This window comes from Paenarthrobacter sp. TRD_SC_7, assembly GCF_056156245.1.
In genome coordinates, this window is the sequence record NZ_CM149587.1 from 3,480,471 (window position 1) to 3,494,205 (window position 13,735).

The 13,735-nt window shown below is 64.2% G+C and carries 8 protein-coding genes; 6 read left to right on the plus strand and 2 right to left on the minus strand.

Annotation, left to right across the window (positions count from 1 at the left end; all coding sequences use genetic code 11):
* Position 1 precedes the first annotated feature (1 nt).
* The 3 genes from AC0J5Z_RS16695 to AC0J5Z_RS16705 all read left to right on the plus strand — a co-directional run bounded on the left by AC0J5Z_RS16695 (position 2) and on the right by AC0J5Z_RS16705 (position 5,154).
* Positions 2-2,401, plus strand: coding sequence for an MMPL family transporter (locus AC0J5Z_RS16695; protein WP_475034367.1), 2,400 nt, complete (start codon positions 2-4; stop codon positions 2,399-2,401).
* A gap of 149 nt (positions 2,402-2,550) precedes the next feature.
* The gene (locus AC0J5Z_RS16700; protein ID WP_475034370.1) at positions 2,551-3,222 is read left to right on the plus strand and encodes a Maf family protein; all 672 of its coding nucleotides are present in this window, start codon (positions 2,551-2,553) and stop codon (positions 3,220-3,222) included.
* A gap of 60 nt (positions 3,223-3,282) precedes the next feature.
* A complete protein-coding gene (locus tag AC0J5Z_RS16705) occupies positions 3,283-5,154 on the plus strand; it encodes an acetyl/propionyl/methylcrotonyl-CoA carboxylase subunit alpha (protein WP_475034372.1) in 1,872 nt (623 codons plus the stop codon).
* A gap of 70 nt (positions 5,155-5,224) precedes the next feature.
* Here the strand turns inward: AC0J5Z_RS16705 and AC0J5Z_RS16710 are convergent, their stop codons facing one another.
* Complete coding sequence (locus tag AC0J5Z_RS16710; RefSeq protein ID WP_475034375.1) at positions 5,225-6,634, minus strand: MFS transporter; 1,410 nt, start codon at positions 6,632-6,634, stop codon at positions 5,225-5,227.
* 294 nt (positions 6,635-6,928) lie between these two features.
* Between AC0J5Z_RS16710 and AC0J5Z_RS16715 the strand changes: the two genes are divergently transcribed.
* The 3 genes from AC0J5Z_RS16715 to AC0J5Z_RS16725 are packed head-to-tail and all read left to right on the plus strand — an operon-like array spanning position 6,929 to position 12,114.
* Positions 6,929-8,341, plus strand: coding sequence for an MFS transporter (locus AC0J5Z_RS16715; RefSeq protein WP_475034377.1), 1,413 nt, complete (start codon positions 6,929-6,931; stop codon positions 8,339-8,341).
* The gene (locus AC0J5Z_RS16720) at positions 8,342-10,555 is read left to right on the plus strand and encodes a molybdopterin oxidoreductase family protein (RefSeq protein ID WP_475034379.1); all 2,214 of its coding nucleotides are present in this window, start codon (positions 8,342-8,344) and stop codon (positions 10,553-10,555) included.
* Positions 10,552-12,114, plus strand: coding sequence for an FAD-dependent oxidoreductase (locus AC0J5Z_RS16725; RefSeq protein ID WP_475034382.1), 1,563 nt, complete (start codon positions 10,552-10,554; stop codon positions 12,112-12,114). Before AC0J5Z_RS16720 ends, AC0J5Z_RS16725 begins: the two co-directional genes overlap by 4 nt.
* 111 nt (positions 12,115-12,225) lie before the next feature.
* Here the strand turns inward: AC0J5Z_RS16725 and AC0J5Z_RS16730 are convergent, their stop codons facing one another.
* Positions 12,226-13,635, minus strand: a complete 1,410-nt coding sequence (locus AC0J5Z_RS16730; RefSeq protein ID WP_475034385.1) for an NAD(P)H-quinone dehydrogenase — start codon at positions 13,633-13,635, stop codon at positions 12,226-12,228.
* Positions 13,636-13,735: the final 100 nt, after the last annotated feature.

A 13,735-nucleotide genomic window follows, 5' to 3' on the forward strand; every position in this document is an offset into this window, starting at 1 on the left:
CATGGCCTCGCTCCTCTACCGTCTCGGCAAATTCTCGTATCGCCGCCGTTGGCTGGTCATCTCGATATGGCTGGCCGTCATGGTGGCAGTGGGCGGCTCGGCCGCAGCTTTCCACGGCACCATGTCCAACAACTTCACTATTCCGGGTACGGAAACCCAGCAGATGGCCGACAAGCTCAAGGAGGCCCTGCCCGATTCATCAGGCGGCTCGGCCAGCGTGGTCTTCGACGCCGGAGATGCGGGCTTCGACCAAGCCAAAAAAGAAGCGGTTGCGGCTGCTCTCACCAAGCTTGAAGCCATGCCGGACGTGCAGGGCACGGTGAACCCCTTCACCACGCAGGAGCAACTGGATAAGGGCGCCGCGGACATTGCCGCCGGTGAAGCTCAGCTCGGCGCCGCAGAACAGCAGATGGCCGCCGCCGGCCTGGCGCCAGCACAGATCGAAGCCCAGCTGGCTCCGCAGCGAACAGAACTCGCCGCTGGCAAGCGACAGCTCGAAGCCTCTGAGGGCATGCGTTTTGTCTCCAACGACAACAGAGCCGCAATCGCGCAGGTCCAGTTCAAGACCTCCATCAACGCCGTTGACCCAGCCGTCCGCGAGGAAGTCCAGGAGATCGTCCACGGAGTCTCCTCCGCCGGTGTCACGGCATACGCCAGCAAGGAAATCACCGAGGACGTCTCGGAAATCTTCGGCATCGCTGAAATCGTAGGCGTCGCTGTGGCAGCCCTGGTTCTGATCCTGATGCTCGGCACGCTTATCGCCGCTGGCCTGCCTTTGCTGATGGCCTTGATCGGCGTTGCCGTGGGAGTAGGTGGAACGTTCGCGCTCACCAGTGTGATCGACATGAGCTCCATCTCGCCCATGCTTGCCCTGATGCTCGGCCTCGCGGTTGGCATCGACTACTCCCTCTTCATCGTCAACCGCCACCGGACGCAGCTCCTGTCCGGTATGGACGCCGAGGAATCTGCGGCCTTGGCCACCGGCACCTCCGGTAACGCCGTGCTGTTTGCCGGCCTTACTGTCATCATCGCCCTCGCCGCTCTGGTAGTTCCCGGGTTGCCGTTCCTCGCAGTGATGGGCGTTGCGGCCGCAGCGACAGTCGGCGTGGCCGTCGTCGTGGCTTTGACCCTGACGCCCGCCGTCCTGGCCCTGATTGGCCGCCGACTCATTTCCAAGCGCGCTTGGGCCAAAGCTGCCAAGCACAACGCCGAGCCGGGCCACGAAGCTGCGGACCGGGAACGCGAGGAGAAGCGCAGCAGCGGCGGCTGGGGCGGTATGGTCACGCGTCACCCGTGGGTTGCCCTCGTGGCAAGCGTCGCCCTGCTGGGCGCCTTGGCGTTGCCGGCATCGCAGCTGCGGTTGGCACTTCCCGACGGCGGCTCAGAGCCGGTGGATTCGCAAGCCTTCAAGGCGTACGACCTCACGCGCAGCAGCTTCGGCGAAGGCGTGACGGGACCGATCGTCGTCGTTGGCGAATTCCCCGAAGGCCTCAGCGAGAACGATGCCAAGAACAAGCAGTTCGACGTCGCGGACCAGCTTCGCAGCGTTGAGAACGTCATCGCCGCTGTGCCGGTTGCATTGAGCGCAGACCGCCGCACCGCCGTCTTCCAGGTCATCCCGAAGGAGGGCCCAGCCAGCGCGGGTACCGTGCAGGTGGTGTCCGATCTCCGCGCCAAGGGCTCAGCGATTCACGACGACCTGGACGTGACCATCGGCCTGACAGGCCAAACCGCAGGCAACATCGATGTCTCCAACAAGCTCGGCGCCGCCTTGCCACCCTACTTGGCGATCGTCGTGGGACTCTCTCTGCTGCTTTTGCTGTTGGTGTTCCGCTCTATCGTAGTGCCGCTGCTGGCGACGGGTGGCTTCCTGGTCTCGCTGGCCGCTGCTTTCGGCGCCGTGGTTGCCGTGTACCAGTGGGGCTGGCTGGGAGGCATCTTCGACGTCGCCAATCCGGGCGCTGTCCTAAGCTTCCTGCCCATCATCCTGATCGGCGTTCTGTTCGGCCTGGCGATGGACTACCAGGTGTTCATTACGTCCGGCATGAGGGAGTCCTTCATGCACGGCGAGTCCGCCAAGCATGCTGTCCGCTCCGGGTTCAGCCACGCTGCAGCAGTGGTCACCGCGGCCGCGATCATCATGGTCAGTGTGTTCTCCGGCTTCATCTTTAGCCACCTCACCATGGTCCGGCCCCTCGGGTTTGCCATGGCATTCGGTGTGCTGATTGATGCCTTCGTGGTCCGCATGACCATCGTTCCTGCCGTGATGTACCTCCTTGGCGAGAAGGCCTGGTGGCTCCCCAAGTGGCTGGAACGGATCCTCCCGGATGTGGATGTGGAAGGCGCCAAACTGGACCGAACGGACCGTTCGAAGGCCGGGTCCGAGGAACTGGTCCACTAACCCTCTCTCACATAACAGCCAATATTCTCGAACGCCCTCTCACTTGTTTGACGCAAGTGAGAGGGCGTTCGTCGCAAGCACGCGGTATGTGATCGAGCGTCGGGGGAAGCACGCGGGATGTGAGAGAGGGTCGTATTAGGCTGGGAGGCGTGACCCGATTGATCCTTGCCTCCCAGTCCCCCGCCCGTACCAAGCTGCTCACGGAAGCCGGGATTCAGCACGACGTCCTGGTCTCGGACGTTGACGAGGATGCGGTCCAGGCCAAGTACGGCGTGACTGACGCCCACGACACAGCGCTCTTGCTGGCCCGCGCCAAGGCCGAGGCCGTTGCCGCCCTCCCCGAAGCTGAGGGTGCCTTGGTGATCGGTTGCGATTCGGTGTTCGAGTTCGACGGCGAGTCCCACGGCAAGCCCTACACCGCGGAGATCGCGCGGGAGCGGATGCTGCGGATGAGCGGCTCGCAGGGAGTGCTCCACACGGGCCATTGGCTGGTTGACTGCCGGGACACCCCCGCTGACGCGGACGAAGAGGCAGACGCAGATGAAACGCCCGAAGGCACGGGCGCCACCGTGGGAGCGGTATCGAGCGCTGAGGTCCACTTCGCCCAAATGAGTACCCGGGACATCGACGCCTACATCGCCACCGGAGAACCCCTTCACTGCGCCGGATCGTTCACCATCGACGGCTTGGGTGGGGCCTTCATCCGTAAGGTCGACGGCGACCCGCACGCCGTCGTCGGACTCTCCATCTCCACCCTCCGGGACCTGCTGGTCCATGCGAACGTGGGCATTACGGAACTGTGGGACGCGAAGAACCAGTAGAAGCGGTTTGTAGCAACCCTACAAAGGAACATCGCCTCACACACGGAATCCCCCATCAATATGGGCGGAACCCTCACAATCACGCTAGGCTCCTCAAGGACAGAAGGAGTCAACAACTTGTCAGCTAACCCGGCGCAGCCCATTTCCAGCCCTCTCACCAAGGTCTTGATTGCCAACCGCGGCGAAATCGCGGTCCGCATCATCCGAGCCGCCCGGGACGAAGGCATCGCCTCCGTAGCCGTTTACGCCGACCCCGACCGTGACGCCCTCCATGTCCGCCTCGCCGACGAAGCTTACGCCTTGGGCGGCAACACCGCTGCTGAGTCGTACCTGGTGATGGACAAGATCATCGACGTCGCCAAGCAGTCCGGCGCGGACGGCATCCACCCCGGCTACGGTTTCCTAGCCGAGAACGCCGAGTTCGCGGCCAAGGTCATCGACGCCGGAATCACGTGGATCGGCCCCTCTCCCGAAGCCATTTCAGCCCTGGGCGACAAGGTACAGGCCCGCCACATCGCCGAAAAGGTGGGCGCGCCGTTGGTGCCCGGCACGGCTGACCCCGTTGAGTCCGCGGACGAAATCTTGAAGTTCGCCGAGGAATTCGGCCTTCCCATCGCCATCAAGGCTGCCTTCGGCGGCGGTGGACGCGGCATCAAGGTCGCCCGCACCATGGACGAAATCCCCGAACTGTACGAATCCGCGGTCCGCGAAGCCACCGCAGCTTTCGGCCGCGGCGAGTGCTTCATCGAGCGCTTCCTCGATGCTCCGCGCCACGTCGAAACACAGTGCCTGGCGGATGCTTTCGGCAACGTTGTGGTGGTTTCAACCCGCGATTGCTCCTTGCAGCGCCGCAACCAGAAGCTCGTTGAGGAAGCTCCCGCTCCATACCTCAGCGAAGAGCAGAACAAGCGCCTGTACGAGTCCTCCAAGGCAATCCTGAAGGAAGCCAACTACCTTGGCGCCGGCACGTGCGAGTTCCTGGTGGGCCAGGACGGAACCATCTCCTTCCTTGAGGTCAACACCCGTCTCCAGGTGGAGCACTGCGTGTCCGAGGAAGTCACGGGAATCGACCTCGTCCGTGAGCAGTTCCGCATCGCCCGCGGTGAAGCCTTGGGCTACGACGACCCCGAGGTCCGCGGCCACTCCTTCGAGTTCCGTATCACCGGCGAGGACCCGGGCCGCAACTTCATGCCCGCCCCCGGCACCATCACCACACTGAAGAACCCGACCGGCCCCGGCGTCCGGATCGATTCCGGCATTGAGCAGGGCGACGTCATCAGCGGCAACTTCGACTCCATGCTCTCCAAGCTGATCATCACGGGCGCCACCCGCGAGCAAGCCCTCCAGCGTTCACGCCGCGCCCTGGAAGAGATGGTGGTTGAGGGCATCCCCACCGTCATCCCCTTCGACCTCGCAGTGGTCACCGACCCCGACTTCGCTCCAGCGGAAGGACCCTTCAAGGTTCACACCCGCTGGATCGAGACCGAGTTCGTCAACAGCATCCCTGCTTGGTCTGCCAGCGGCGCGGGCGCTGAAACGCCCGACGCCGGTGACCGCCAGCGCGTCGTCGTCGAGGTTGGTGGCAAGCGGCTTGAGGTCGTCCTTCCGTCCGGCCTGGGTGGCGGCATCGCTGCGACTTCCGCCGGTTCGGCCACCAAATCCGGCAAGTCCAAGAAGCGCTCCCGCTCAGCTGGCGCTACGGCTGCAGCTGCTGGCGGTGACGCACTGACGTCTCCCATGCAGGGCACAATCGTCAAGGTCGCTGCTTCTGAAGGTGACGTTGTGGCAGAGGGCGACCTGATCGTGGTTCTCGAAGCGATGAAGATGGAGCAGCCCCTGACCGCCCACAAGGCAGGTACAGTGCGTGGCCTCGCTGCCACCGCCGGAGAGACCGTCGCCGCGGGCGCAGTCATCGCCACCATCGAGGACTAACACCAAGAACCTCTTAAACGAGGTCGGCCCCGCACCGTTTGGTGCGGGGCCGACGTCGTAATCGGGATACTTAGGCGACGTTGTTCTCGTAGTCCATGTCCTTGGTTTCACGCGTCAGCCAGAGCGCCACGAAGGTGACCACAGCGGCGGCCGCCATGTAGACGCCAACCAGCCACGTGCTGCCGTTGGCTGCCTGCCAGAGGGCAATGGCAACGAACGAGGCCGGTGCGGCTCCGATCATGGAGGACAGGTTATACGCCACCGCTGAACCGGTGTAACGGACGTTGGCCGGGAACAGCTCGGGGAGGATGGCCGCCATGGGTCCGAAGGTCAGGCCCATGAGGGTGAAGCCCACAATGAGGCCAACCATGGCCGCTGCCTGGCCGGGACCGAACATGGTGAACCAGAGCGCACCGAAGACGAAGATACCGGCAGTGACGCCCAGCAGGAACTTGCGTCGGCCCCACTTCTCAGCGAGTGGTCCGGAAACCACTGTAAAGATACCGAAGAACACGACGCCGATGATCAGCATCCAGAGGAAGTCGGACCGGGTGATTCCCAGGCCGGGGACGAATGCCGCGACCTGCTCTGCTGTCATGGGCTTGCCGGCCTTTTCGGCTGCTGCCTGGGCACCGGCCAGTGTCGGCTTGGTTCCGTAGGACAGGGTGAACGTGGTCATGATGTAGAAGAGCACGTAGGTGGCAAACATGATGAAGGTACCGGCCACAACGGGGCGCCAGTGGCTCTTGAGGGTGGCCGCGAGGGGCAGCTTCTGCACCTTTTCCTGCTGAATCACCTTGGTGAAGGACACGCTCTCCACCAGCTTCAAGCGCACGTAGAGGCCCACGATGACCAGGACCGCACTGAGCAGGAACGGAACCCTCCAGCCCCAGGCGAGGAATTCTTCTGCACTCAGGGATACGTTCATCCAGATAAAGATGACATTGGCGATGATGAAGCCGATGGGGGCGCCCAGTTGCGGGAACGTTCCGTAGATGGCGCGCTTACCCTCGGGTGCGTTCTCCGTGGCGAGCAACGCTGCGCCGGACCATTCTCCACCCAAAGCCAGGCCTTGGAAGAACCGCAGGATGACCAGCATGATGGGAGCCAGGATGGCCCATCCCGGCATGGAGGCCGTAGGCAGGAGGCCGATGAGGAAGGTTGCAATACCCATGGTCAGCAGCGATGCAACCAGGGTGCCCTTGCGGCCGATCTTGTCACCGAAGTGGCCGAAGACCACGGCGCCGATGGGCCGTGCGAAGAAGGCAACGCCAAAAATGGCGAACGCACTGAGTAGCGCATTAATGTCAGTGGCGTCCGGGAAGAAGAGTTTCGGGAAGACGAGTACCGACGCCGTGGCATAGGCGTAGAAATCGTAGAACTCGATCGTCGTGCCGATCAGGCTCGCGAAGATCACCTTGCCCCGCGAGTTCACTGGCTTAGTGGACTCGCCTTCCTTGGATGGTGCAGTGGAAGACATGTATTTGCAGCTTTCGTTCACGCCGGCCGATGACCCAGGAGCCTACCCGGCGAAGGATTATTCGAGAGTTCAATAATAGTTCCCGCCGTCCATTGACTGGACAACCAAGTCCAGCATGCAGACAAGCGGGAGAATCTCATTCTGTGGTCCGCGCCACATTACCTCACCATCGCCTCACGCGCTGGTGACCCCGCCGATAGGGAAATGTCACAGCACGTTTACAAACGGCGCCCGTCCACGAAATGCGGGAAACCTACCTTGGAATAACAACGTCCCCCACCTAGGAGGCACTCCGTGACTGTTGACCGCTCCGCAGAAGAACTGGCCCCTGTCCAGTCCACTGCCACCGCCGCCCCCGCCCTTGAACACCGCCCCGGCCGCTGGATTGCCAACTGGGATGCCGAAGACAAGGGCCAGTGGGAAGCCGAAGGCCGGTCCATCGCCAAGCGCAATCTCTACTGGTCGATCTTCGCCGAATTCCTCGGATTCGTCGTATGGCAGCTGTGGTCCATCGTGGTGGTCCAACTCCCCGCAGCCGGCTTCCAGTTCGACACCAACCAGATCTTCTGGCTCATCTCCATCCCCAGCCTCGTGGGCGCTACTCTCCGTATCCCCTACACCTTCATGGTTCCCAAGTTCGGTGGCCGGAACTGGACCATCGTTTCGGCGTTGCTCCTGCTGATCCCCACCACAGGCCTTGCCATCTGCGTCTCGAACCCGGAGACGCCGTTCGGCATCATGCTCCTCATGGCCGCACTCGCCGGTTTCGGTGGCGGCAACTTCGCCAGCTCGATGGCCAACATCACCTTCTTCTACCCCGCCCGCGAAAAGGGATGGGCCCTGGGCCTGAACGCAGCAGGCGGTAACCTTGGTGCCGCCGTCGCGCAGCTTGTTGTCCCCATCGCCATCACCCTGCTGGCCGCCGGGACCGTCAACCTGCCCATGGCAGGCATCATCTGGATTCCGCTGATCATCATCGCCGCGTTCGGCGCCTACAAGTACATGAACAACCTCACCAGCGCCAAGGGTGATGTGGCTGGTTCCCTGGCAGCCCTCAAGGAACCGCACCTGTGGATCATGGCGTTCCTCTACATCGGAACGTTCGGCTCGTTCATCGGCTTCGCGGGCGTCTTCCCCAAGCTGATCAAGGACTACTTCCCGGACTTCTCCTCCATTCACGTCGGCGCAGTGGCACTCTCTCTGGCCTTCCTCGGCCCGCTGGTTGGGTCCCTGGCCCGCCCATACGGCGGACGCATGGCCGACCGCATGGGTGGCGCCCGGATGACCATCGCCTCCTTCGCATCCATGGCCGTCATCACGCTTACCATGATCTGGACGCTGCCGCTGAAGAACTTCTGGCTCTTCCTTACCTTGTTCCTGCTGCTCTTCCTTGCCAGTGGCTTCGGAAACGGCGCAACCTACCGCATGATCCCGGTCATCTTCGCAACCTCCAGCCGGGCCGCCCGTGCAGGCGCCCCAAGCGCCACCACCGCACGACTCGCTTCTTCGTCACTGGGCTTGATCTCCGCGATCGGCGCCTACGGCGGCTTCGTCATCCCGCAGGTCCTCAACGCCTCAAACTCGGCCAGCGGCTCCTATACCCCGGCGTTCTATGGATTCGTCGGAGCCTATGTCCTCATGCTCACCGTCTGCTGGGTTTGCTACATCCGCCCCGCCCAGAAGCGCAACACGATCGGACACATCTAGATGCCCAACGGCGCCGATACCCACTGCCCTTACTGCGCGCTCCAGTGCGCCATGACGCTGACCCCGGCTGCGCCTGCAGCCGGGGCAGTGCCCGCGCCGGAGGCAGCCCCCGCCAAAGTTGACGTGCCCTTGGAAGTATCCGGGCGCGACTTCCCAACAAACCGGGGCGGGCTATGCCGCAAAGGCTGGACATCGGCGTCGTTGTTGCGTCACAACGGCCGCGTCACCGAACCATTGCTGAAGGGATCGGACGGCGTTCACCAGCCCATCTCCTGGGACCAGGCGCTCATGCTCATCACAGCCGCCGTCAAGGACACCCAGCAGCAGTACGGGAATGACGCCGTCGGAGTCTTCGGCGGCGGCGGTCTCACCAACGAGAAGGCGTACCTGCTGGGCAAGTTTGCCCGGCTTGCCCTGCGCACTTCCCGCATTGATTACAACGGCCGCTTCTGCATGTCTTCGGCCGCAGCTGCCGGTAACCGCGCTTTCGGCGTGGACCGCGGCCTTCCCTTCCCTGTCACGGACCTGGACACCGCGTCCGTGATCCTCATGCTCGGTTCCAACGTTGCCGAGACCATGCCGCCGTTCGTCCAGCACCTGCAGGGTGCCCGCGACGCCGGCGGGCTGATCGTGGTGGACCCCCGCCGCTCGGCTACTGCAGCGTTCACCTCCGACGGCGGCGGCCTCCACTTGCAGCCGACGCCCGGCACAGATTTGGCCCTCCTTTTGGGCATCAGCCACGTGGTGGTCCACGAGGGCCTGGCCGACGCTGAGTACATCGCGGCCAACACCAGCGGCTACGCTGCCGTGGTGCGCAGCCTCAATGCGTTCTGGCCCGAGCGCGTGCAGTCCGTCACCGGCGTCCCCGCCACCCTGATCCGCGAGACCGCCCGCCGCTTGGCGCAAGGAGCCCGCGCTGGCGGCAGCTATATCCTCAGCGGCCGTGGTGTGGAGCAGCACGTGGACGGCACGGACACCGCGACCGCGGCGATTAACCTCAGCCTCCTTCTGGGCCTGCCCGGTTCAGCGCGCAGCGGCTACGGCACGCTCACCGGCCAGGGCAACGGCCAAGGGGGCCGCGAACACGGACAGAAGGCCGACCAGCTCCCGGGTTACCGCAAGATCACCGATCCCGCCGCCCGCGCCCACGTCGCCGGAGTGTGGGGCATTGACGAGTCGCTGATCCCCGGCCCCGGCCTCCCCGCCGTCGAACTTCTCAAGTCTCTCGGAAAGCCCGACGGCGTCCGTTGCCTTTTCGTGCACGGCGCCAACGTGGTGGTGTCGGCTCCGGACACCAACGCGGTGATCCGAGGACTCCGCAGCCTTGATTTCCTGGTGGTGTGCGACTTCTTCATGTCAGAAACCGCTGCTGAAGCGGATTTGGTTTTGCCTGTGACGCAGTGGGCCGAGGAAGAGGGCACACTGACCAACCTCGAGGGTCGCGTGATCCGCCGCCGCCGTGCACTGACTCCTCCCCCGGGTGTCCGCAGCGAGTTGTGGCTCATGGCCCGGCTAGCCGAGATGCTCGAGGCTCCTTCAACATTCAGCGATGATCCCGAGACCGTTTTCGAAGAACTGCGCTTGGCTTCCGCCGGTGGTTTGGCCGATTACTCGGGCATCGATTACGCCATGCTGGACCGTGGCGAAGCTGCCTACTGGCCCTACCCCGTGGGCAGCACCGGGACGCCGCGACTCTTCGCCGACGGGTTCGCCCATGCCGATGGCCGGGCCGTCATGGTTCCGGTGACGCCCTCCAAGCGGGCCGTCCGTTCGTTTGGGGACGATTCACTGGCCTTGGCAACCGGCCGACTTCTGGAGCACTACCAATCCGGCGCGCAGACCCGACGCGTGAGCGAGCTCCTGGCATCGCAGCCGCAAGCCCGGCTCCTCATTCACCCGGGAACGGCAGCCGCGCGGGGCATTGTCGACGGCGACTACGCCACGGTAACCAATGAGCGCGGTGAAGTGCTCTGCCGTGCCGAGCTCAGCAACTCGGTCCGCCCGGACACCGTCTTCCTCCCGTTCCACTTCCCCGGCCAGGAAAACGCCAACCGCCTCACGGAGGCGACCACAGATCCCATTTCCGGCATGCCGGAGTTCAAGACCAGCCGGGTATGGGTCCGGAAGGCTGCGGCTACGCAAGCTTCGCCGGCCATTCCTGCAAGTAGTCCAGCCATGGCCGGGTTGCCCGTGCACGTCAAGGAGGCATCATGAGCGAGCGCATTGTTGTTGTTGGATTCGGACCGGTCGCTGCCCGGCTCGTCGACGAATTGCTCCCCGCCGTGCGGACAGGACTCGTCCAGTTGCTCGTGGTCGGACAGGAAGCAGAGGCAGCGTACAACCGCGTGATGGTCGCCGAGCTGGGCGTCGGCCGCACCACTGCCGACGCGTTGGCGATGGCTGACGCTTCCGAATTGGAGTCCGACGGCGTGCAGGTGCGGTTGGGCGTCAAGGTCAAGAGGATCGACCGCGCCCGCCAGAACGTAGTGCTGTCCGACGGCAGCACGGAGCACTACGACAGATTGGTTTTCGCCACCGGGTCCCGTCCCGTGATTCCGAACCTCACCGGGCTCAACCCCGACCCTTCCGGACCCGTACTCCCCGCGGGGGTCACGGCGTTGCGCGACCTGAAGGATGCTGCCGTGCTCCGCTCCGCGGTCGCTGACGGCAAGCGCGTGGTGGTGCTGGGAGGCGGCGTGCTGGGCCTGGAGACTGCACTCGCCGCCGCCGAAGAGGGAGCTCAGGCAACCGTGGTTCACAACGGTCCCTTCCCACTGGGGCGCAGCATCGACCGCGGAAGTGGCTCAGTCCTCACCAACAGCTTGCGAGCCGGCGGTGTCCGGATGGCAGGCAACGCGCGTTCTACTGGTGTGGAAACGGCTGGTCCCGGCGGCAGCTTCTCCGCTTTGCTGTTGGATGACGGCTCGGCGATCGACGGCGACCTGCTGGTTCTGTCCTGTGGTGTTCGCCCCCGCATTGAACTGGCGGAAGGCTGTGGTCTTCCTGTGGCGGCGGGCATTCTGGTCGACCACCACCTCCGGACTTATCACGAACCCCACATGTTCGCGATCGGCGACTGCGCCGAAGTGCGCTGCCCGGACGCTTCATGTGTTGATTGCCGCACGGCCGGTGGACCCTCCGGCTTGGTGGGTCCGGGCTGGCGGCAGGCTGAGTGGTTGGCCGAATACCTCGTGGTGCTGGCCCGGGATGGCCAGGCCGCCGCAGATGCCTTGGAAGCGCTGCCCAAGGAGAAGCCCGGGGTGGTTGTCCTGAAGGCACGTGGCATCAACCTGGCCGTGGCGGGCGACAACCAGGCCGATCCTTGGGACGAGGAGTTGCTGGAAGCCGGTGCCGCGTCCGGGCGTGCCCGCAGGCAAATCTCCCAGTGGGCCGATCCCGAACACGGCCGCTACGTGAAGATGACCACCCGCGGAGGAGTGCTGGAAGGCTTGGTGGCCGTAGGTATGCCCAGGACTGCCGCCGAGCTGGTGGTGCTCTTCGAGCGTTCCTCGGAGCTGCCTGCGGACAGGTCCTTGCTGCTCCGCCTGGACGGACCTGACCAGCTGGATGCCGGCGCCACAAGCCACGATCCCCAGCGGACCGTTTGCCGCTGTGCCGGGGTGAGTGCGGCCAGCATCTCGGAGTCAGTTGCGGAAGGCTGCAGCACAGTAGGAGAGGTCTCCAAGACCACCCGCGCCGGCACAGGCTGCGGAGGGTGCCATGAGGACATCAAGGGGATCATCGAAAAACACTTCCAAGCGGCTGCCGCCTGAAGCCGCATAGTTCTCGCTCCGATTCGGGGGTTCCCTGCGGATCGTGCCGTGCGTACGGCACGATCCGCAGCGGACCGTCGAAACGGGCAACCCACGCTGGTCAGCGTGGAGCTACATGTGCACGTGCAGGCGCCGCGCCGCCTCGGAGATGGAGCCGGTCAGCGACGGGTACACGGTGAACGCACTGGCCACGTCGTCCACATGGAGCTTCTGGGTCACAGCCAGGGAGATCGGGAAGATGAGCTCGGACGCGTTCGGGCCAACCACTACGCCACCGATCACGGTGCCGGATCCCTTGCGGGCGATGATCTTGACGAAGCCGTCCTTGGTGTTGCGCATCTTGGCGCGGGCGTTGCTGAGCAAGGACAGCATCACGACGTCGCCCTGGTATTTGCCGGACGCGAGATCGGCCTCGGAGACCCCCACAGAGGCGATTTCAGGAGACGTGAAGATATTGGACGCCACCTGGTTGAGCTTGAGCGGCTTCACGCCGTCGCCCATGAAGTGGGCAATCGCGATGCGGCCCTGCATTGCGGCCACGGATGCCAAGGCGAAGACACCCGTGCAGTCGCCGGCAGCGTAGATGTTGGGGGCAGTGGTGCGGGAAACGCCGTCCACCTTGATGTGCCCGGACTCTGTCAGGGTCACGCCGGCTTCCTCAAGGCCGATGCCGGCAGTGTTGGGGATGGAGCCGACGCACACCAAGCAGTGCGAACCTGTCACGATCGATCCGTCACCCAAGGTGACCTTCACGCCGTCGTCCGTTCGCTCCACTGCATTGGCGCGGGACTTCGACAGGACGTTCACGCCGCGACGTTCGAAGACGCCTTCCAGCAGCTTGGCAGCGTCCGTATCCTCGCCGGGGAGGACCTGGTCGCGGCTGGAGATCAGCGTAACCTTGGAGCCCAGGCCGTTGTAGGCGGACGCGAACTCGGCGCCGGTAACACCGGACCCCACAACGATCAGTTCTTCGGGAAGTTCGTCCAGGTTGTAGATCTGGGCCCAGTTGAGGATGCGTTCGCCGTCGGGCTTGGCCGTGGGGAGTTCACGCGGGTGCGCACCGACAGCCAGCAGGATGGCGTCCGCATCGATAGTACGGGTGCCTTCGAGGGTCAGGACCTCGATGGTGTTGTTGTCCAGCAACCTGCCGGAACCGATGACGATCTCCACGCCGAGGCGCTCAAGGCCGGCACGGATGTCAGCTGACTGTCCATGGGCCAGGTTCAGGACGCGATCGTTGATGTGCTTGAGGTCGGCACGGGGTTTTGAGGCTGTGCCGTCGCCGTCGAACTTCACTCCGAGCTCGTCCGCCTCACCGACGCGGGTCATGAGGTCGGCGGTGGCAATAAGGGTTTTGGAAGGCACGACGTCGGTCAGCACCGCGGAGCCACCGAGGCCTGCCCGCTCGATGATCGTGACGTGCGCGCCGAGCGAGGCGGCCACCATGGCAGCTTCATAACCACCGGGACCACCTCCCAGGATCGCGATACGGGGGGCACTGAAGTCAACTTGGGTGGTCACAATCCTCAATTCTCGCTTATTGCCACGCCGGTTGCCACTCAGCCGAACCTCACTCGCTCCCGGTCCCTACCAATGTCCTGCAGCCGCAAGGTAGCTTGTA

Excerpts from the sequence above, each read along its gene's own strand:
- AC0J5Z_RS16725 (WP_475034382.1), top strand. The coding sequence starts at position 10,552 with ATGAGCGAGCGCATTGTTGTTGTTGGATTCGGACCGGTCGCTGCCCGG.
- AC0J5Z_RS16710 (WP_475034375.1), bottom strand. The coding sequence starts at position 6,634 with ATGTCTTCCACTGCACCATCCAAGGAAGGCGAGTCCACTAAGCCAGTG.
- AC0J5Z_RS16705 (WP_475034372.1), top strand. The coding sequence starts at position 3,283 with ATGGGCGGAACCCTCACAATCACGCTAGGCTCCTCAAGGACAGAAGGA.
- AC0J5Z_RS16695 (WP_475034367.1), top strand. The coding sequence starts at position 2 with ATGGCCTCGCTCCTCTACCGTCTCGGCAAATTCTCGTATCGCCGCCGT.
- AC0J5Z_RS16720 (WP_475034379.1), top strand. The coding sequence starts at position 8,342 with ATGCCCAACGGCGCCGATACCCACTGCCCTTACTGCGCGCTCCAGTGC.